Origin of the sequence: Bradyrhizobium jicamae (assembly GCF_018130215.1) — a bacterium.
GTDB lineage: Bacteria > Pseudomonadota > Alphaproteobacteria > Rhizobiales > Xanthobacteraceae > Bradyrhizobium > Bradyrhizobium jicamae_A.
Genome location: NZ_JAFCKQ010000048.1, coordinates 1 through 18780, shown reverse-complemented (window position 1 = coordinate 18780; position 18780 = coordinate 1). Strand labels below are relative to the sequence as shown.

18 protein-coding genes are annotated in these 18780 nt (G+C 64.5%); all 18 read left to right on the top strand.

Features of this window, described 5'->3' with window-relative positions; genetic code table 11:
- Positions 1–18 precede the first annotated feature (18 nt).
- The 18 genes from nuoE to dapD all read left to right on the top strand — a co-directional run bounded on the left by nuoE (position 19) and on the right by dapD (position 18285).
- On the top strand, positions 19–630 hold the full coding sequence (nuoE, locus tag JQ586_RS32925) for an NADH-quinone oxidoreductase subunit NuoE (RefSeq protein ID WP_212398806.1): 612 nt from the start codon (positions 19–21) through the stop codon (positions 628–630).
- Between the two features lie 45 nt (positions 631–675).
- Positions 676–2001: an NADH-quinone oxidoreductase subunit NuoF gene (gene nuoF, locus JQ586_RS32920; RefSeq protein ID WP_212398805.1), complete on the top strand. Its 1326-nt coding sequence runs from the start codon at positions 676–678 to the stop codon at positions 1999–2001.
- Positions 2002–2005: 4 nt separating this feature from the next.
- Positions 2006–4081, top strand: coding sequence for an NADH-quinone oxidoreductase subunit NuoG (nuoG, locus tag JQ586_RS32915; RefSeq protein WP_212398804.1), 2076 nt, complete (start codon positions 2006–2008; stop codon positions 4079–4081).
- A 10-nt stretch (positions 4082–4091) separates the two neighbouring features.
- Complete coding sequence (gene nuoH / locus JQ586_RS32910; RefSeq protein WP_212398803.1) at positions 4092–5162, top strand: NADH-quinone oxidoreductase subunit NuoH; 1071 nt, start codon at positions 4092–4094, stop codon at positions 5160–5162.
- A gap of 7 nt (positions 5163–5169) precedes the next feature.
- The gene (gene nuoI / locus JQ586_RS32905) at positions 5170–5664 is read left to right on the top strand and encodes an NADH-quinone oxidoreductase subunit NuoI (RefSeq protein ID WP_212398802.1); all 495 of its coding nucleotides are present in this window, start codon (positions 5170–5172) and stop codon (positions 5662–5664) included.
- Positions 5665–5673: 9 nt separating this feature from the next.
- A complete protein-coding gene (locus JQ586_RS32900; RefSeq protein WP_212398801.1) occupies positions 5674–6312 on the top strand; it encodes an NADH-quinone oxidoreductase subunit J in 639 nt (212 codons plus the stop codon).
- Positions 6309–6617 carry an NADH-quinone oxidoreductase subunit NuoK gene (gene nuoK / locus JQ586_RS32895; RefSeq protein ID WP_212398800.1) on the top strand — a complete coding sequence of 103 codons (309 nt, stop codon included), beginning with the start codon at positions 6309–6311 and terminating at the stop codon, positions 6615–6617. The genes JQ586_RS32900 and nuoK overlap by 4 nt, the downstream gene beginning before the upstream one ends.
- A gap of 7 nt (positions 6618–6624) precedes the next feature.
- Complete coding sequence (gene nuoL, locus JQ586_RS32890) at positions 6625–8712, top strand: NADH-quinone oxidoreductase subunit L (RefSeq protein WP_212398799.1); 2088 nt, start codon at positions 6625–6627, stop codon at positions 8710–8712.
- A complete protein-coding gene (locus tag JQ586_RS32885; RefSeq protein WP_212398798.1) occupies positions 8712–10226 on the top strand; it encodes an NADH-quinone oxidoreductase subunit M in 1515 nt (504 codons plus the stop codon). Before nuoL ends, JQ586_RS32885 begins: the two co-directional genes overlap by 1 nt.
- A gap of 11 nt (positions 10227–10237) precedes the next feature.
- Entirely contained in the window at positions 10238–11674 is a 1437-nt protein-coding gene (gene nuoN, locus JQ586_RS32880; protein WP_212398797.1) for an NADH-quinone oxidoreductase subunit NuoN, read from the top strand.
- Positions 11675–11735: 61 nt separating this feature from the next.
- Positions 11736–12542 (top strand): biotin--[acetyl-CoA-carboxylase] ligase, encoded by an 807-nt coding sequence (locus tag JQ586_RS32875; RefSeq protein ID WP_212398796.1) that lies wholly within the window; start codon positions 11736–11738, stop codon positions 12540–12542.
- On the top strand, positions 12542–14212 hold the full coding sequence (locus JQ586_RS32870; RefSeq protein WP_212398795.1) for a ribonuclease J: 1671 nt from the start codon (positions 12542–12544) through the stop codon (positions 14210–14212). The genes JQ586_RS32875 and JQ586_RS32870 overlap by 1 nt, the downstream gene beginning before the upstream one ends.
- Before the next feature lie 37 nt (positions 14213–14249).
- Positions 14250–14654, top strand: coding sequence for a methylmalonyl-CoA epimerase (gene mce, locus JQ586_RS32865; RefSeq protein WP_212398794.1), 405 nt, complete (start codon positions 14250–14252; stop codon positions 14652–14654).
- 6 nt (positions 14655–14660) lie between these two features.
- Positions 14661–14936, top strand: a complete 276-nt coding sequence (locus tag JQ586_RS32860) for a DUF1467 family protein (RefSeq protein ID WP_212398793.1) — start codon at positions 14661–14663, stop codon at positions 14934–14936.
- Between the two features lie 27 nt (positions 14937–14963).
- The gene (locus JQ586_RS32855) at positions 14964–15311 is read left to right on the top strand and encodes a hypothetical protein (RefSeq protein WP_212398792.1); all 348 of its coding nucleotides are present in this window, start codon (positions 14964–14966) and stop codon (positions 15309–15311) included.
- Positions 15312–15351: 40 nt separating this feature from the next.
- Positions 15352–16656 carry an S-methyl-5-thioribose kinase gene (gene mtnK / locus JQ586_RS32850; protein WP_212398841.1) on the top strand — a complete coding sequence of 435 codons (1305 nt, stop codon included), beginning with the start codon at positions 15352–15354 and terminating at the stop codon, positions 16654–16656.
- 77 nt (positions 16657–16733) lie between these two features.
- Positions 16734–16868, top strand: a complete 135-nt coding sequence (locus JQ586_RS41230; RefSeq protein ID WP_283815509.1) for a hypothetical protein — start codon at positions 16734–16736, stop codon at positions 16866–16868.
- Between the two features lie 445 nt (positions 16869–17313).
- Positions 17314–18285, top strand: a complete 972-nt coding sequence (dapD, locus tag JQ586_RS32845) for a 2,3,4,5-tetrahydropyridine-2,6-dicarboxylate N-succinyltransferase (RefSeq protein WP_212398791.1) — start codon at positions 17314–17316, stop codon at positions 18283–18285.
- Positions 18286–18780: the final 495 nt, after the last annotated feature.

Here is an 18780-nt window from a genome sequence, read left to right as displayed (position 1 = left end):
GCAATGAGAGTTTGAACGATGTCCGTCCGCCGCCTTGCCCCGAAGGAACTGCAACCCGCGAGCTTCACGTTCACGGACGAGAATCTCGCTTGGGCGAAGAAGGAAATCACGAAATATCCGCCCGGCCGCCAGGCCTCGGCGGCGATCGCGATCCTCTGGCGCGTCCAGGAGCAGCACGACGGCTGGGTTTCGGAGGCTGCGATCCGCGCCGTTGCCGACCTCCTGGAGATGCCGCACATCCGCATGCTGGAGATCGCAACCTTCTACACCATGTTCCAGCTCTCGCCGGTCGGCAAGAAGGCGCATGTGCAGGTCTGCGGCACCACGCCGTGCCGGCTGCGCGGCGCTGCCGACCTGATCGAGGTGTGCCAGCATCGCATCCATCACGATCCGTTCCAGCTGTCGAGGGACGGCAACTTCTCGTGGGAGGAGGTCGAGTGCCTCGGCGCCTGCGTGAACGCACCGATGGTCCTGATCTGGAAGGACACCTATGAGGACCTGACCAAGGAGAGCTTCGGCAAGGTGCTCGACGGCTTTGCCGCCGGCAATCCGCCGAAGCCCGGCCCGCAGATCGACCGCCAGTTCTCGGCGCCGGCCGGTGGACCGACCACGCTGAAGGAAACCACCTGATGCGTTACTCCCAACTCAACCGTTGATGCTCGGAAAGTTTTGAGAATGCTCGCCGACAAGGATCGCATCTTCAAGAACCTCTACGGCCTCCATGACTGGGGGCTCGAGGGCGCGCGCCGCCGCGGTGCCTGGGACGGCACCAAGGGGATCATCGACAAGGGCCGCGACTGGATCATCAACGAGATGAAGGCGTCCGGCCTGCGCGGCCGCGGCGGAGCCGGCTTTCCGACCGGCATGAAGTGGTCCTTCATGCCGAAGGAATCCAAGGATGGCCGCCCGAGCTACCTCGTCGTCAACGCCGACGAGTCCGAGCCCGGCACCTGCAAGGACCGCGAGATCATGCGGCATGATCCGCATCTCCTCGTCGAGGGCTGCCTGCTCGCGAGCTTCGCGATGGGCGCGCAAGCCTGCTACATCTATGTCCGCGGCGAGTTCATCCGCGAGCGCGAGCATCTGCAGGCCGCGATCGACCAGGCCTATGACGCCAGGCTGATCGGCAAGGACAATGTCAACGGCTGGCCGTTCGACCTTTACGTCGCCCATGGTGCCGGCGCCTATATCTGCGGCGAGGAAACCGCGCTGCTCGAGAGCCTCGAAGGCAAGAAGGGCCAGCCGCGGCTGAAGCCGCCGTTCCCGGCCAATGTCGGTCTCTATGGCTGTCCGACCACCGTGAACAACGTCGAGTCGATCGCGGTCGCGCCCGACATCCTGCGCCGCGGCGCTGCCTGGTTCGCCAGCATCGGCCGGCCCAACAATGTCGGCACCAAGCTGTTCTGCGTCTCCGGCCATGTCGAGCGTCCCTGCAACGTCGAAGAGGCGATGGGCATTCCGTTCAGGGAGCTGATCGACAAGCATTGCGGCGGCATCCGCGGCGGCTGGGGCAATCTGAAGGCGGTCATCCCCGGCGGTTCGTCGGTGCGCATGGTGCCGGCCGAGCAGATCATCGACACGCCGATGGATTTCGACAGCCTGAGCAAGCTGCGCTCCGGCCTCGGCACCGCGGCCGTGATCGTGATGGACAAGTCGACCGACCTGATCCGGGCGATCGCGCGCATCTCCTATTTCTACAAGCATGAGAGCTGCGGCCAGTGCACGCCGTGCCGCGAGGGTACGGGGTGGATGTGGCGGGTGCTGACCCGCATGGCCGAGGGCCGCGCCCACAAGCGCGAGATCGACATGCTGCTCGAGGTGACCAAGCAGGTCGAAGGTCACACCATCTGCGCGCTCGGCGACGCCGCCGCCTGGCCGATCCAGGGCCTGATCGCGCATTTCCGTCACGAAATTGAAGAGCGCATCGACCAGTATTCGCACAAGGCCGATCTCGACGATCAGGGCGTGCGTGATCCCGTGCACATGGTCGCGGCGGAGTAGAGACATGACCAAGATCATCATCGATGGCAAAGAGATCGATGTGCCGCCGGAGTACACGCTGCTGCAGGCGTGCGAGGCGGCCGGCGCCGAGATTCCGCGCTTCTGCTATCACGAGCGGCTGTCGATCGCCGGCAATTGCCGGATGTGCCTCGTCGAGGTGAAGGGCGGCCCGAAGCCGGTGGCGAGCTGCGCCTGGGGTGTGCGCGACTGCCGTCCGGGCCCGAAGGGCGAGCCGCCGGAAATCTCGACCCGTTCACCGATGGTGAAGAAGGCGCGCGAAGGCGTGATGGAGTTCCTGCTGATCAACCATCCGCTGGACTGCCCGATCTGCGACCAGGGCGGCGAGTGCGATCTGCAGGACCAGGCGATGGGCTATGGTGTCGACACCAGCCGCTTCGCCGAGAACAAGCGGGCGGTCGAGGACAAGTATCTCGGCGCGCTGGTCAAGACCTCGATGAACCGCTGCATCCAGTGCACGCGCTGCGTCCGCTTCTCCGCCGAGGTGTGCGGCGCGCCGGAAATGGGTGCGACCGGCCGCGGCGAGGACATGGAGATCACCACCTATCTGGAGTCCGCGCTCTCCTCGGAGCTGCAGGGCAATCTCGTCGACATCTGCCCGGTCGGCGCGCTGACCTCGAAGCCCTATGCTTTCGCGGCGAGGCCCTGGGAACTCGGCAAGACGCAGTCGGTCGATGTCATGGACGGCGTCGGATCCGCGATCCGCGTCGACACCCGCGGCCGCGAGGTGATGCGCATCCTGCCGCGCATCAACGAGGCTGTTAACGAGGAGTGGATCTCCGACAAGACGCGCCACGTCGTCGATGGCCTGCGCACGCAGCGCCTCGACCGACCCTATGTGCGCGAGAACGGCCAGCTCAAGCAGGCCTCGTGGCAGGAAGCGTTTGCCGCGATCGCCGCCAGGACCGGCCGCAGCGACGGCAAGCGGATCGGCGCCATCGCCGGCGATCTCGCCGCGGTCGAGGAGATGTTTGCGCTGAAGGAGCTGCTTGCGAAGTTCGGCTCGGCCAATCTGGCTGTGCAGGGCGGCGACGCCTTCGATCCGAAGGCCGGCCGCGGCTCGTACATCTTCAACCCGGCGATTACAGGGATCGACCAGGCCGATGCGCTGCTGATCATCGGCTCGCATCCGCGCAAGGAAGCGGCCGTGCTGAATGCGCGGATCCGCAAGCGGTGGCGGAGCGGCGGGCTCAAGGTCGGCCTGATCGGCGCCAAGGCGGAATTCACCTATCCCCACGACTATCTCGGCGCCGGCACCGACACGCTGGCCGATCTCGTCGCCGGCAAGCATTCCTTCGCTGACGTGCTCAAGAACGCCAAGCATCCGATCATCCTGGTCGGCGCCGGTGCCTATACACGGCATGACGGTGCCGCGGTGCTGGCCCAGGCGGCCAAGCTCGCCGTCGATGTCGGAGCGCTCAAGGACGGCTGGAACGGCTTTGCGGTGTTGCAGGACACGGCCTCGCGCGCCGGCGCGCTGGACATCGGCTTTGCCGCCTCGGCCGGCAGCCTGACGGCGCCGCAGATGACCACGTTCGGCACGCTCGACGTGCTGTTCCTGCTCGGCGCCGACGAGGTCACCGTGCCGGACGGCACCTTCGTCGTCTACATCGGCACCCATGGCGACCGCGGCGCGCATCGTGCCGACGTCATCCTGCCGGCCGCCGCCTACACCGAGAAGTCCGGCATCTTCGTCAACACCGAGGGGCGGGTGCAGATGGCAAGCCGCGCCGCGTTCCCGCCGGGCGAGGCCCGCGAGGACTGGGCGATCATCCGCGCGCTGTCCGACGTGCTCGGCAGGAAGCTGCCGTTCGACTCGCTGCAGGCGCTGCGCCAGGCGATCTTCAGGGCGCATCCGCATCTGATGCGGCTCGACCAGATCGAGGCCGGCACGGCCGACCAGGTCAAGGCGCTGGCGGGCAAGGGCGGCAGCGTCGACAAGGCGGCGTTCAAGGCGACAGTCGAGGATTTCTATCTGACCAACCCGATCGCGCGGGCCTCTGCCGTGATGGCGGAATGCTCGCGGCTGGCGTCGGGCCGAATGCTGACGGCAGCGGAGTGAGCGTGACCTGATGGCTGAATTCTTCGCAAGCTCGTTCTGGACCGGCTTCCTCTGGCCGCTGATCATCATGGTCGCGGAGAGCCTGCTGGTGCTGGTCGTGCTCCTGATCGCGATCGCCTACATCCTGCTCGCCGACCGCAAGATCTGGGCGGCGGTGCAGATCCGCCGCGGCCCCAACGTGGTCGGGCCGTTCGGACTGCTGCAATCCTTCGCCGATCTGCTGAAGTTCGTGCTGAAGGAGCCGACCATCCCTGACAGCGCCAACAAGGGCGTGTTCCTGCTGGCGCCACTGGTGTCCTGCATCCTGGCGCTCGCCGCCTGGGCCGTGATCCCGATGGATCTCGGCTGGGTGATCTCGGACATCAATGTCGGCGTCCTCTACATCTTCGCGATCTCCTCGCTGTCGGTCTACGGCATCATCATGGCCGGCTGGTCGTCGAACTCGAAATATCCGTTCCTGGCCGCGCTGCGCTCGGCGGCGCAGATGGTGTCCTACGAGGTCTCGATCGGCTTCGTGATCATCACGGTGCTGCTCTGCGTCGGCTCGCTGAACCTGTCGGCCGTGGTGGAGGCGCAGAACACCCGAGGGATCGGCAGCCTGATCGGCCTGCCGCAGCTCACCATCCTGAACTGGTATGTCTGGCCGCTGTTCCCGATGTTCGTGGTGTTCTACGTCTCGTCGCTGGCGGAAACCAACCGTCCGCCGTTCGACCTCGTGGAAGCCGAATCCGAACTGGTCGCGGGCTTCATGACCGAATACGGCTCGACGCCGTATCTGCTGTTCATGCTCGGCGAGTATGTCGCGATCACCACGATGTGCGCGCTGGCGACGATCATGTTCCTGGGCGGCTGGCTGCCGCCGGTGGCGCTGCCGCCGTTCACCTGGATCCCGGGCATCGTGTGGTTCGCCCTGAAGGTGTTCTTCATGTTCTTCCTGTTCGCGATGGCGAAGGCGATCGTGCCGCGCTACCGCTACGATCAACTGATGCGGCTCGGCTGGAAGGTGTTCCTGCCGCTGTCGCTGGCGATGGTGGTGATCGTGGCCGCTGTGCTGCAATTCGCCGGCATCGCGCCGAAGTGAGGCCGTCATGAGTGTCAATGTCAACGCAACCGCCCGCTCGCTGCTCCTGTCGGAATTCGTATCGGCGTTCGTCCTCGCCATGCGCTATTTCTTCAAGCCGAAGCCGACGCTGAACTATCCCTTCGAGAAGGGCCCGATCTCGCCGCGCTTCCGCGGCGAGCACGCGTTGCGCCGCTATCCGAACGGCGAGGAACGCTGCATCGCCTGCAAGCTTTGCGAGGCGATCTGCCCCGCGCAGGCGATCACGATCGAGGCCGGTCCGCGCCGCAACGACGGCACCCGCCGCACCGTGCGCTACGACATCGACATGGTGAAGTGCATCTATTGCGGGCTGTGCCAGGAGGCTTGCCCGGTGGACGCCATCGTCGAGGGCCCGAATTTCGAGTTCGCGACCGAGACCCGCGAGGAGCTGTTCTATGACAAGGCCAAGCTGCTCGCCAATGGCGACCGCTGGGAGCGCGAGATTGCGAAGTCGATCGCGCTCGACGCGCCGTACCGGTGAGGTGAGGGCATGATCCTTCCGGCGCTGTTCTTCTATCTGTTTGCCACCGTCTGCGTGGCGTCGGCGGTCATGGTGATCGTCTCGCGCAATCCCGTGCACTCCGTGCTGTTCCTGATCCTGGCGTTCGTCAACGCCGCCGGGCTGTTCATCCTGATGGGCGCCGAATTCCTCGGCATGATGCTGATCGTGGTCTATGTCGGCGCGGTCGCGGTGCTGTTCCTGTTCGTGATCATGATGCTCGACGTCGATTTCGTCGAGCTGCGCGAGGGCTTCATCCAGTACCTGCCGATCGGAATCGTGATCGGCGGCATCTTCATGTTCGAGCTCTTGCTCGTGGTCGGCGCCTGGGTGATCAACCCGAAGGTCGCCAAGACCATCACGGCGGCGATCCCGACCAATGTCAGCAACACCGAGGCGCTCGGCCTCGTGCTCTATACGAAGTACGTCTATTACTTCCAGCTCGCGGGCATGGTGCTGCTGGTTGCGATGATCGGCGCCATCGTGCTGACGCTGCGCCACAAGGCGAAGGTCAAGCGGCAGAACATCAACGTGCAGAACGCGCGCACGCCCGAACTGGCGATGGCGCTGCGCAAGGTGGCGTCGGGGCAGGGCCTTCAGGACGCCGACGCGGCGGAGTGGGTGAAATGACGATCGGGCTCGGGCACTATCTGGCGGTCGGCGCGATCCTGTTCACGCTCGGGATCCTCGGCATCTTCCTCAACCGCAAGAACATCATCGTCATCCTGATGTCGATCGAACTGATCCTGCTCTCGGTCAACATCAACCTGGTGGCTTTCTCGACCTTCCTCGGCGACATCGTGGGCCAGGTGTTTGCGCTCCTGGTGCTGACGGTGGCCGCGGCCGAGGCCGCGATCGGCCTCGCCGTGCTGGTGACCTATTTCCGCAACCGCGGCTCGATCGCGGTTGAAGACGTCAATCTGATGAAGGGCTAGTCCAGCAATGATACAGGCAATCGTTTTCCTGCCTCTGCTGGGCGCCATCCTCGCAGGGATCATCTCGCTGGCCGGTGCGCATGCGCGCAACCCGAGCGGCGATACCGTCGATCACCACGACGACGCGCACGGCGACGCCCATGCAGCCGTCGCTCACGACGATCACGGGCATGACGATCACGCCCATGACGATCATGGCCACGATGACCACCACGTCTCCGAGCCGGCCGCGGCCGGCTCGCGGCTGGCCGAACTGATCACCACCGGCCTGCTGTTCGTGTCGGCGGCACTGTCCTGGTTCACGCTGGTCGATGTCGGCTTCATGCACCACGACGCCCGTGTCGTGCTGCTGCCCTGGATCAACTCTGGCGACCTCCAGGTGTCCTGGACCCTGCGGGTCGACACGCTGACCGCCGTCATGCTGGTCGTGGTCAACACGGTGTCCTCGCTGGTCCACCTCTATTCCATCGGCTACATGGACGAGGATCCGTACCGGCCGCGCTTCTTCGGCTATCTCTCGCTGTTCACCTTCGCGATGCTGATGCTGGTGACGGCCGACAATTTGGTGCAGCTGTTCTTCGGCTGGGAGGGCGTGGGCCTCGCGAGCTATCTGCTGATCGGCTTCTGGTACCAGAAGCCGTCGGCGAATGCCGCCGCGATCAAGGCCTTCGTGGTCAACCGCGTCGGCGATTTCGGCTTCGCGCTCGGCATCTTCGCGGTCTTCGCGCTGATCGGCTCGACCGACTTCGAGACCATCTTCCATGCCGCGCCGGGCCTCACCGGCAAGACCATCGACTTCTTCGGCTGGCAGGCCGACGCAATGACCCTGACCTGCTGCCTGCTGTTCATGGGCGCGATGGGCAAGTCGGCGCAGTTCCTGCTGCACACCTGGTTGCCGGACGCGATGGAAGGCCCGACCCCGGTGTCGGCGCTGATCCACGCCGCGACCATGGTGACCGCCGGCGTCTTCATGGTGGCGCGGCTGTCGCCGCTGTTCGAGCTGTCACCGACCGCGCAGGCGGTGGTGATGTTCTTCGGAGCGACCACGGCGTTCTTCGCCGCAACCGTCGGCCTCGTGCAGAACGACATCAAGCGGATCGTCGCCTATTCGACCTGTTCGCAGCTCGGCTACATGTTCGTGGCGATGGGAGCGGGGGCCTATTCGGTCGGCATGTTCCATCTGTTCACTCACGCCTTCTTCAAGGCGCTGCTGTTCCTGGGGTCGGGCTCGGTTATCTATGCGATGCATCACGAGCAGGACATCCGCAACATGGGCGGCCTGTGGCGCAAGATCCCGTACACGTTTGCGGTGATGTGCGTCGGCACGCTGGCGCTGACCGGCTTCCCGCTGTTCGCCGGCTACTTCTCCAAGGATGCGATCATCGAGTCGGCCTATGCCGCGCACAACCCGTTCGCGGTCTACGCCTACCTCTTGACGGTCGCGGCCGCCGGCCTGACCTCGTTCTATTCGTGGCGCCTGATCTTCAAGACCTTCTTCGGCGAGCCGCACGACCAGGAGCATTACGAGGCGGCGCATGAGAGCCCGATGTGGATGCTTGTCCCGATCGGCGTGCTCGCGGCGGGCTCGATCCTTTCCGGTTTCCCGTTCAAGGAGCTGTTCGTCAGCCCGCACGGCGTCGAGGAGTTCTTCCGCGAATCCGTCAAGATGAACCCGCATATCCTCGAAGGCATGGAGGAGATTCCGGGCTGGCTCGCGCCGCTGCCGACCGTGATGATGGTGCTCGGCCTGTTCGTCTCCTACATGTTCTACATCCGCAGGCCGTATCTGCCGGTCGAACTCGCGAAGCAGCAGCCGATGCTGTACCAGTTCCTGCTCAACAAATGGTACTTCGACGAGCTGTACGACCTGATCTTCGTGCGCCCCGCCAAGTGGATCGGCTACCAGCTCTGGAAGAAGGGCGACGGCTTCGTCATCGACGGGTTGGGTCCCGACGGCGTCTCGGCCCGCGTGCTCGACGTCACCCGCAACGTCGTCAAGTTGCAGACCGGCTACCTCTATCACTACGCCTTCGCGATGCTGATCGGGGCCGCCGGATTGATCACCTGGTTCATGTTCGGCTTGGGAGGCCAGTAATGACAACCTGGCCAATCCTATCCGTCGTCACCTTCCTGCCGGCCTTCGGCGCCATCCTGATCTATCTGATGGCTCGGGGCGGTGATGAGACCGCCAGCAAAACGGCACGCTGGACCGCGTTCTGGGTCACGGTTGTGACCTTCGCGGCCTCGCTGATCCTCGTCGCGCGCTTCGACCCGGCCTCGAGCGACTTCCAGTTCGTCGAGAAGACGTCCTGGCTCGCCACCGGCATCAACTATCACATGGGCATCGACGGCATTTCGCTGCCGCTGATCATCCTGACCACCGCGATCATGCCGTTCTGCATCATCGCGAGCTGGAAGGCGATCACGAGCCGCGTCAGCGAATACATGATGGCGTTCCTGATCCTGGAAACGCTGATGGTCGGCACCTTCTCGGCGCTCGACCTCGTGCTGTTCTATCTGTTCTTCGAGGGTGGCCTGATCCCGATGTTCCTGATCATCGGCGTCTGGGGCGGTCCGCGGCGGGTCTATGCCTCGTTCAAGTTCTTCCTCTACACGCTGCTCGGCTCGGTGCTGATGCTGCTCGCCATCATGGCGCTGTACTGGAACGCCGGCACCACCGACATCCCGACCCTGATGCACACCGCGGTGCCGCGCGGACTGCAGACCTGGGCGTGGCTGGCCTTCTTCGCCTCGTTCGCGGTGAAGATGCCGATGTGGCCGGTGCACACCTGGCTGCCCGACGCGCACGTCGAGGCGCCGACCGCGGGCTCGGTGATCCTGGCCGCGATCCTGCTGAAGATGGGCGGCTACGGCTTCCTGCGCTTCTCGTTGCCGATGTTCCCGCTGGCCTCGCACGACTTCGCGCCGTTCGTGTTCACGCTCTCGGTCATCGCCATCATCTACACCTCGCTGGTGGCGCTGATGCAGGAGGACATGAAGAAGCTGATCGCGTACTCCTCGGTCGCGCATATGGGCTTCGTCACCATGGGCATCTTCGCGGTGACGACGCAGGGCGTCGCCGGCGGCATGTTCCAGATGATCTCGCACGGCATCGTCTCGGGCGCGCTGTTCCTCTGCGTCGGCATCGTCTACGACCGCATGCACACCCGCGAGATCGCGGCCTATGGCGGCCTCGTCAACCGGATGCCGCTCTATGCGCTGGTGTTCATGGTCTTCACCATGGCCAATGTCGGTCTGCCCGGCACCTCCGGCTTCATCGGCGAGTTCATGACGCTGCTCGGCACCTTCAAGGTGTCGCTGCCGACGGTGTTCTTCGCCACCACGGGCGTGATCCTGTCGGCGGGCTATGCGCTCTGGCTCTACCGCAAGATCGTGTTCGGGGCGCTGGTCAAGCCGGCACTGATGAGCATGAAGGATCTCACCTACCGCGAATGCCTGACGCTGTTCCCGCTGGTCGCGCTGACCATCCTGTTCGGTGTCTATCCGAAGCCGGTGCTCGACATGTCGGCGGCCTCGGTGCAGCAGATCGTCAACAATTACAATACCGCCGTGACTGCCGTGAAGGCAGCGTCGTTGGTCGTCCAATAAGGCCTCAGCCCATGAGCTTTTCCAGTGCAGGTTATCAGTTGCAGCCGGTGCTGCCGGAGCTGGTGCTCGCGGTCGGCGCGATGGTGCTGTTGATGATCGGAGCCTATCGCGGGCAGGGAACGACCCGGCTCGTCGCGGCGCTTGCGGTCTGTCTCCTGGTCCTGACCGGCGTGCTGGAGCTGTGGCTGCCGGCCGGCAAGCTCATCACCTTCGGCGGCAGCTTCATCGTCGACGACTTCGCCCGCTTCCTGAAGATCCTGGCCCTGATCGGCTCGGGTGCGACACTGATCCTGGCGACGGAATTCCTGTCCCAGCCCTCGAACCGCAATTTCGAGTTCGCCATCCTGGTGCTGCTGTCGACGCTCGGCATGCTGGTGCTGATCTCGGCCGGCGACCTGATCTCGCTCTATCTCGGCCTCGAGCTGATGAGCCTTGCGCTTTACGTCGTGGCGGCGAGCCAGCGCGACAACGCCAAGTCCAGCGAGGCCGGCCTGAAGTATTTCGTCCTCGGCGCTCTGTCGTCGGGCATGCTGCTCTACGGCGCTTCGCTTATCTACGGCTTCACCGGCACCGTCAGCTTCGCCGGCATTGCCGCGGCCGCGACCACGGGCAGCGTGGGCATCGTGTTCGGCCTGGTCTTCCTGCTCGCCGGACTCTGCTTCAAGGTCTCGGCGGTGCCATTCCACATGTGGACGCCCGACGTCTATGAGGGCGCGCCGACGCCGGTGACGGCATTCTTCGCCTCCGCCCCGAAGGTCGCGGCACTCGCGGTGTTCACGCGTGCGACGTTGACCGCATTCCCCGGCATCGTGACGCAGTGGCAGCAGATCCTGGTGTTCGTTTCGATCGCCTCGATGGCGCTCGGCTCGTTCGCGGCGATCGGCCAGACCAACATCAAGCGGCTGATGGCCTACTCGTCGATCGGCCACATGGGCTTTGCCCTGGTCGGCCTTGCGTCCGGCACGGTCGAGGGTGCGCAGGGCGTGCTGGTCTACATCGCGATCTATGTCGCGATGACGCTTGCCTCGTTCTCGATCATCCTCGCCATGAAGCGCGACGGCCACGCGGTCGAGCAGATCAGCGATTTTGCCGGCCTTTCGCGCACCAACCCGCTGCTCGCCTTCTTCTTCGCGATGGTGCTGTTCTCGCTGGCCGGCGTGCCGCCGCTCGCGGGCTTCTTCGCCAAGTGGTACGTGTTCGTCGCCGCGATCAAGGCCAATCTGTTCACGCTCGCGGTGATCGGCGTGGTGACCAGCGTGGTGGGCGCGTTCTACTATCTGTCGATCGTCAAGGTGATGTATTTCGATCAGCCGCTCGGCAAGCTCGACCCGATGCGGATCGAGTTGCGCACCGTCCTGGCGTTTGCCGGTATCTTCACCGTCTTCTACTGGGCCTATCCCGGCCCGCTGGTCAGCGCCGCCTCGGCCGCTGCGAAATCGCTGTTCTGATGCGCGTGATTCCGGACAGTGGAGGCTGGCTTTCGCAACGGATCATGCGCATAACCTCGGTATGACCTTCACGCTCGGACCCCGAGCCATAGCGGCGGGCTTCAAGCTCGCCGCCTTCGACCGGATCGGCTCGACCAATGCTGAGGCGCTCGCGCGCGCCCGCGACGGCGAGCGGGATCCGACGTGGTTCGTGACGCCGGAGCAGACGGCGGGACGGGGACGGCGGCAGCGCGCCTGGGTCGCGCCGCGCGGCAATCTTGCCAGCACTGTGCTCGAGGTGATCGACGTTGCGCCGGCAGTCGCAGCGATGCTGGGCTTTGCGGCCGGCCTCGCTCTGGAGGCCGCGCTCCGGAAGGTCAGCATCGAGGCTGCGCTGCGGCTCGGCCCGGGCAGCCCGAAATACACCCTGAAATGGCCGAATGACGTGCTGGCCGACGGCAAGAAGCTCTCGGGCATCCTGCTGGAGGCCGAGGCGGTCGGCGACCGCCTCGCCGTCGTCGTCGGGATCGGCACCAATGTCGTGGCCGCGCCCGAGGGCACACCGACACCGGCGGTGTCGCTTGCCGCCCTCGGCGTCCAGATCGCGGCCGAGGAGCTGTTTACCGCGCTGTCGGACGCCTGGGTCGAGTTTCGCGGCATCTGGGACAATGGTCGCGGCTTCACCGATCTGCGCCGGCTCTGGCTCGAACGGGCCGCCGGCCTTGGCGAGAAGGTGGCGGTCCAGACCGGCACCACGGCGCTGGAAGGCACCTTCGACACCATCGACGATGCCGGCTGCCTGATCGTCCGCACCGCCGATGGCCGGCGCATGCCCGTGACCGCCGGCGAAGTCTATTTCGGCAGCGCCGCATCCGTGAGGGCCGGCTGATGGCGCGCCCGGACGAATTGACCTTTGCGCCGCTCGGCGGCGTCGGTGAGATCGGCATGAACCTGTCGATCTACGGCCTCGGCAACCGTCATCAGCGGGCGTGGCTTGCGGTCGATCTCGGCGTCTCCTTCGGCGACGAGGAGCATCTGCCGGGCATCGACCTGATCATGCCCGACATCCGCTTCCTCGAGAAGGAACGCAACAATCTGATGGGCCTGGTGCTGACCCACGCCCACGAGGACCATTTCGGCGCCATCATCGATCTCTGGCCGAAGCTCGGTTGCCCGATCTACGCGACACAGTTCAGCGCCGCGCTGTTCGAGGCCAAATGCGCCGCCGAGCGCAATCCGCCAAAGATCCCGATCACCGTGATCCGATCGGGCGGCCGCGTCGACATCGGCCCGTTCAACGTCGAATTCATCCCGGTCGCGCACTCGATTCCGGAATCGCACGCGCTCGCGATCAAGACCGATGTCGGCACCGTGCTGCACACCGGCGACTGGAAGATCGATCCGACCCCGCTGGTCGGCCTGCCGACCGACGAACGGCGGCTGCGCGAGTTGGGCGATGCCGGCGTGCTGGCGCTGGTCGGCGATTCCACCAATGCGGTGCGCGACGGCCGCTCGCCATCGGAAACAGAGGTTGCCGCCACCATCAAGAAGCTGGTCGGGGCGGCCAAGGGCCGGGTCGCGGTCACCACTTTTGCCTCGAATGTCGGGCGCGTGAAGGCCGTAGCCGATGCCGCGATGGCGGCGGACCGCGAGGTGGTGGTGGTTGGCCGCGCCATGGAGCGGGTGGTCCAGGTGGCGCGCGAATGCGGCTATCTCGACAGCCGGCAGAAATTCCGCAGCCTCGACGTCTACGGCCATCTTCCGCCGGACAAGGTGCTGGCGCTGTGCACCGGTAGCCAGGGCGAGCCGCGCGCCGCGCTGGCGCGGATTGCCAATGACGATCATCCGCAGGTGACGCTCAACAAGGGCGACACCGTGATCTTCTCGTCCCGCACCATTCCGGGCAACGAGAAGGCGGTCGGCGGCATCATCAACGGGCTGGTGACCCAGGGCGTCGAGGTCATCACCGACCGCGACCATCTGGTGCACGTCTCCGGCCATCCGCGCCGCGACGAATTGCGCGACATGATCTCCTGGGTGCGGCCGCAGCTCCTGATCCCCGTGCATGGCGAGGCGCTGCACCTTTCCGAGCATGCCAAGCTGGCGCGCGCCACTGGTGTGCCGAAGGTCTTGACCTGTCGCAATGGCGACCTGGTCAGGCTCGGCCCCGGGGAGCCCGGCATCATCGACGAACTGCCGGCCGGGCGGCTCTACAAGGATGGAACCATCCTCGAGGACGCCAAGTCGCGCGCCGTGGTGGAACGGCGGCGGATGGCCTTTGCCGGTTGCGCCTTCGTCGCCATCGCGATGACCGAGCAGGGCGAACTCGCCGACGATCCCGAGGTTGATCTCGTCGGCATGCCGGAGAAGAATGCGGCAGGCGAATTGCTCGACGACATCGTGTTCGATGTGGTGGTATCGACCGTCGAGGGCCTGCCGCGGCCGCGACGGCGCGATCCGGATGCCCTCGCGGAATCGGTGCGTCGCGCGGTGCGGGCGGCGCTGAACGAGCAATGGGGCAAGAAGCCGATCTGCCTCGTGCACGTTCTGACGGTCTGACGCGCACCTCGCGAGCAAAATGACAGGGGAGAGAAGCATGCTGGGCCGGCTCAATCACGTCGCGATCGCGGTCAAGGACGCCAAAAAGGCCGCGAAGATCTACGGCTCAGCCTTCAATGCCGAGATTTCCGACGCCGTGCCGCTGCCGGAACATGGCGTGATCACCGTGTTCGTGACGCTGCCGAACACCAAGATCGAGTTCATCGAGCCGCTCGGCGACGCCTCGCCGATCGCCAAGTTCGTCGAGCGCAACGCCGACGGCGGCATCCACCACGTCTGCTACGACGTCCCCGACATCATCGCGGCCCGCGACCGGCTGATCGCCGACGGCGCGCGGGTGCTCGGCGACGGCCAGCCGAAGACCGGCGCCCACGGCAAGCCGGTGCTGTTCTTCCACCCCAAGGACTTCTCCGGCGCCCTGGTCGAGATCGAGCAGGCCTGAGGCCGCATGGCGTACCAGATCTCCACCTCCCTTGCGATCTACTTCGTCCTCTGGTGGGTCGTGCTGTTCCTGACGCTGCCGTTCGGCGTGCGCAGCCAGCAGGAGGAGGGCGTCGGTGCGCCCGGCACCGATCCCGGTGCGCCGGTGCTGGCGCGGATGGGACGCAAGCTGCTCTGGACCACGCTGCTCTCGGCCGTGATCTTCGCGATCGGAATGTGGGCTTACTATGCCGGCTATCTCTCGATCGAGCGGCTGTCGAAATTGATGGGGATGCCGTTCTAGAAGCGTCAGGTATTTTGGGGGAGACGAATGAATTTTCAGCGGATCGCGATCGTCCTTTTCGTGCTGCTCGCCGCCGGCCTCGCCGGATCGTTCTACATCTCCTGGAAGCTCTTCACCCGGCTCCGCACCGTGCAGGCCTTTGTCGAGAGCTCGGTCTTCGCCGACGCGGTCGCGGCCTGCGAGCAGGCCAAGAGCACCACGCCGTTCAAATGGAACGGCGGCCAGAAGACCGCGGTGATCGGCTTGAACTCGGTCAAGGTCGACAAGGACATCATCAGCGCGAGCTACACGCTGGTCGCGGACAGTGTCTACTGCGACTATGATCCGATCAGGAAGAAGGCCGACATCGGCTCGAATTTCCTGGAACGGGAGTGAGGATCAACCTCGCCTCGGGACGTGTGAGGAGATGACCAAGATGGACCTGCAGGCGCAACCGACCTCCGGGCAGAGCCCTTATCGAATCCTGCGGGAAGCCGACCTCAGGGGTTACCTCGCCGGACTGCCCGCCATCGTCTCGCAACTCGGCGGCGCGGCGGGTGACTGGTCCATCAGCGAGGTCGGCGACGGCAATCTCAACCTCGTCTTCATCGTCAAGGGACCGCGCGGCGGGATCGCGGTCAAGCAGGCACTGCCCTATGTGCGCCTGGTCGGCGAGAGCTGGCCGCTGCCGCTATCGCGCGCCCATTACGAGCATTTGGCGCTGGTGCACCAGGCGCGGCTGGCACCGAGGCTCGTGCCCGCCGTGCTGCATCATGACGGGCCGCTGGCGCTCACCGCGATGGAGCTGCTCGAGCCGCACATCATCATGCGCAAGGGCCTGATCGGCGCTGTCGGCTATCCACGCTTCGTCGAGGATATCTCGACCTTCCTGGCGCAGACGCTGTTCTTCTCGTCCGATCTGGCGCTCTCGGCCGCAGAGAAGAAGGATGGGATCGCGGCATTCGCCGGTAACCATGCGCTATGCAAGATCACCGAGGACCTGATCTTCACCGATCCCTACCGGATCGCCGAGCAGAACCGCTGGACCGCGCCCTGGCTCGATGCCACCGCCGCCGCCTTCCGCGGGGACCTCGATCTGCATGTCGCGATCTCCAGGCTGAAGCTGAAATTCATGGCAAGCCCTGAGGCGCTTGTTCATGGCGACCTGCACACCGGCTCGATCATGGTGACCGAGAGCGAGACCAAGGTGATCGATCCCGAATTCGCATTCTACGGTCCGATGGGCTTCGATATCGGCGCGGTCATCGGCAATCTCATCATGGCCTTCCTTGCCTCCGCCGGCCATGAACGCTCACCCGGCGAGCGGGCCTCGTTCGAGGCCTGGGTGCTCGAGGCGGTCGAGGGCGTCTGGAACGAGTTCTCCAGGAAATTCCTGGTGCTGTGGCGCAGCGAGGCGAAAGGCGACGGCTATCCGGCATCCCTGTTCGCGGGCGAAGCAGGCGCCGCGCGTCTGGAGGCCGAGCGGCAGGCCTACATGGCACGTCTGTTCCAGGACACGGTCGGCTTCGCCGCGGCGAAGATCATCCGCCGCATCCTTGGCCTCGCACACAACATCGATTTCGAATGGATCGCAGACGAGAAGCAGCGCGCGATCTGCGAGGCGCGCAGTCTCAAGCTCGCGCGCAACATGATGCTGGAGACGCCGTCCTACACGACGATCGGCGCGGTCACCTACGCCGCGCGCGAACTGCGGCATTGGCAGCCGGATTTTGCGAGATAGACGCGGAATATCGATAGTCGTGCACGGTAAGCCGCGGCGGCATTGACTAGCTTTCGGGTGGACGCACGAAACAGAGAATGCCGGCCTCAGGCGTGAAACAGACCACGGCGCGGTTCGTCGGGTTTTCGGTCTTGTCGATGATCCTGTTCGACGGGACCCGCAGCCAGAATGGAGACGACATCTTCCAGCGACCGTCGATCAATACCTCATAGCCGTCCCGGTCCTGTCGGAACTCTACCGTTCGGCAATCCGCAATCGAGCAGCACGGCGCACCGGTGCCTGGTTGCTTCAGGCTTTCAAACCATGGGACAAGCGCGGGATTCGGGTTATCGGGGGGTGCTGCTGCCGCGGCCTGACTTAGAGCAAGTCCGACTGCAACGGCGATTTTCCCGCGAATTCCCCTGCCAGTCTTCCGATGTGCCGTCGATGCAGACACAGGCGTAACCCTCCGCTGCCCACCAGGAGATTAGCGCCGGCGCGGCCGGGCTTGTTCGAAAATCTTGACATTGCTGCAGTGCATGACCGGGAAGTGGCCGTCAGCGATCGTTCGGCCCGCGCATCATGACCCAAACCGGGCGTGTTTGAGATCCGGAAGTTGCCATTTCTACGAGAACTCGCGTATGCACTACGTGCAGGACGGTAGCGTGAGAAATTAGAATGACGATGGAACTGAAGGGCGCGAGCGGCGAGGGATTTGCGACAATTACCGCTGATGGTCGCGTGTTGGATTCCTGGTTTCTTCGGCTGGGCCTGGTCGTGGAGGCCGACAAGGCGGCAACGGTGCGGCTGACGAGTGACGAGATCAACAGATCGCTGGGCGAGTCGGCAGACGGATATGCGCGACACGACGACATCCGCAATGTCGACATCGTTTCCATTCGTACAGAAATCGACTCCCTTGCATCTGCGCCGACTGATGTGCACGACGCATATCTTCGACTCCATCTACTGAGCCACCGGCTCGTCCAGCCCAATTGCCTGAACCTTGAAGGAATTTTCGGTCTTTTACCTAACGTTGCCTGGACGACACTCGGTCCCTGTGAATGCTCTCAAGTAGCGGAAGCGCGGCTCGCAGCGCGAAAGCGTGCTGTCGCGTTTGAGGTGGCAGGCGTGGACAAGTTTCCGCGCATGACTGACTATGTGACGCCTGCCGACGTGAGAATTGCAGATGCGGACCGTGTAAGGCTTGGAGCTTACCTCGCTCCGGGCACAACCGTCATGCATGAAGGCTTTTGCAATTTCAATGCGGGTACGCTGGGTCCCTGCATGGTGGAAGGCCGGATCAGCGCCGGTGTCGTTGTGGGAAGCGGCAGCGACGTTGGAGGCGGAGCGTCGATCATGGGCACTCTGTCCGGAGGAGGGAAAGAGAGGATTACGGTTGGTGAGCGCTGCCTGATCGGAGCCAACGCCGGTATCGGCATTTCCTTGGGTGACGATTGTATCGTCGAAGCGGGCTGTTACGTCACGGCAGGCGCGCGCATCCGTCTGGAAGATGGCCGAGTGCTGAAAGCTAAGGAACTCTCGGGCCAGAAGGGTCTTCTTTTTCGTCGTAATTCCCAGAGCGGCGCTCTAGAGGCAACCAGGCGTACACCGAATTGGGACGGCCTCAATTCGCAACTTCACAGCTAGGCATTCACTCGCGAAGTCGTTGGCAACAATTTTGGCGCGCCAGTGATGTCGCCGTCTGGCGCATAACAAGAGGTCTCTTCGACCATTGCCAACGGCAACCTGTTAGCCAGCCGACGGCGCCCCTGCCACTGATTTGCCCGACGGCGCAAGCCCTCGCGGTGAAAATATTTCGGTTTATCAGTATGGTCGACTCGGTGTATGAGTTCTCTCGTCTCACCCGCTCGAGGGGCGCTCGCGATCGTCACGAACGTGGTGGTGGGATGCGGTGGACGTTGCGTGCGTGACTGACGAGAGCGCATGTAGCGGACGGCGAAATCGTGCAGGCCTGACGCCCTGGTGGCAGGTGTCCTCTCGTGAAGCGTGCGCAAGCATCTTTGCGAAAGCGGTGACAAAAGAGCCCAGTCTCGCCGGGGAGAGCACGTATAAGCCGTAACCCATCGCGCAGGGAAAGCCGGGTTGTTCCCGGTTACACCTGTGGTCCTACCCCCGTGCTTT

What these genes read in the sequence shown, in the direction of transcription:
- mce (WP_212398794.1), top strand. Translation starts at nt 14,250, where the DNA reads ATGCTGGGCCGGCTCAATCACGTCGCGATCGCGGTCAAGGACGCCAAA.
- nuoI (WP_212398802.1), top strand. Translation starts at nt 5,170, where the DNA reads ATGAGTGTCAATGTCAACGCAACCGCCCGCTCGCTGCTCCTGTCGGAA.
- JQ586_RS32875 (WP_212398796.1), top strand. Translation starts at nt 11,736, where the DNA reads ATGACCTTCACGCTCGGACCCCGAGCCATAGCGGCGGGCTTCAAGCTC.
- JQ586_RS32885 (WP_212398798.1), top strand. Translation starts at nt 8,712, where the DNA reads ATGACAACCTGGCCAATCCTATCCGTCGTCACCTTCCTGCCGGCCTTC.
- nuoE (WP_212398806.1), top strand. Translation starts at nt 19, where the DNA reads ATGTCCGTCCGCCGCCTTGCCCCGAAGGAACTGCAACCCGCGAGCTTC.
- dapD (WP_212398791.1), top strand. Translation starts at nt 17,314, where the DNA reads ATGACGATGGAACTGAAGGGCGCGAGCGGCGAGGGATTTGCGACAATT.
- nuoG (WP_212398804.1), top strand. Translation starts at nt 2,006, where the DNA reads ATGACCAAGATCATCATCGATGGCAAAGAGATCGATGTGCCGCCGGAG.
- nuoL (WP_212398799.1), top strand. Translation starts at nt 6,625, where the DNA reads ATGATACAGGCAATCGTTTTCCTGCCTCTGCTGGGCGCCATCCTCGCA.
- JQ586_RS41230 (WP_283815509.1), top strand. Translation starts at nt 16,734, where the DNA reads ATGCCGGCCTCAGGCGTGAAACAGACCACGGCGCGGTTCGTCGGGTTT.
- nuoH (WP_212398803.1), top strand. Translation starts at nt 4,092, where the DNA reads ATGGCTGAATTCTTCGCAAGCTCGTTCTGGACCGGCTTCCTCTGGCCG.
- JQ586_RS32870 (WP_212398795.1), top strand. Translation starts at nt 12,542, where the DNA reads ATGGCGCGCCCGGACGAATTGACCTTTGCGCCGCTCGGCGGCGTCGGT.
- nuoF (WP_212398805.1), top strand. Translation starts at nt 676, where the DNA reads ATGCTCGCCGACAAGGATCGCATCTTCAAGAACCTCTACGGCCTCCAT.
- nuoN (WP_212398797.1), top strand. Translation starts at nt 10,238, where the DNA reads ATGAGCTTTTCCAGTGCAGGTTATCAGTTGCAGCCGGTGCTGCCGGAG.
- JQ586_RS32855 (WP_212398792.1), top strand. Translation starts at nt 14,964, where the DNA reads ATGAATTTTCAGCGGATCGCGATCGTCCTTTTCGTGCTGCTCGCCGCC.
- mtnK (WP_212398841.1), top strand. Translation starts at nt 15,352, where the DNA reads ATGGACCTGCAGGCGCAACCGACCTCCGGGCAGAGCCCTTATCGAATC.
- JQ586_RS32900 (WP_212398801.1), top strand. Translation starts at nt 5,674, where the DNA reads ATGATCCTTCCGGCGCTGTTCTTCTATCTGTTTGCCACCGTCTGCGTG.
- nuoK (WP_212398800.1), top strand. Translation starts at nt 6,309, where the DNA reads ATGACGATCGGGCTCGGGCACTATCTGGCGGTCGGCGCGATCCTGTTC.
- JQ586_RS32860 (WP_212398793.1), top strand. Translation starts at nt 14,661, where the DNA reads ATGGCGTACCAGATCTCCACCTCCCTTGCGATCTACTTCGTCCTCTGG.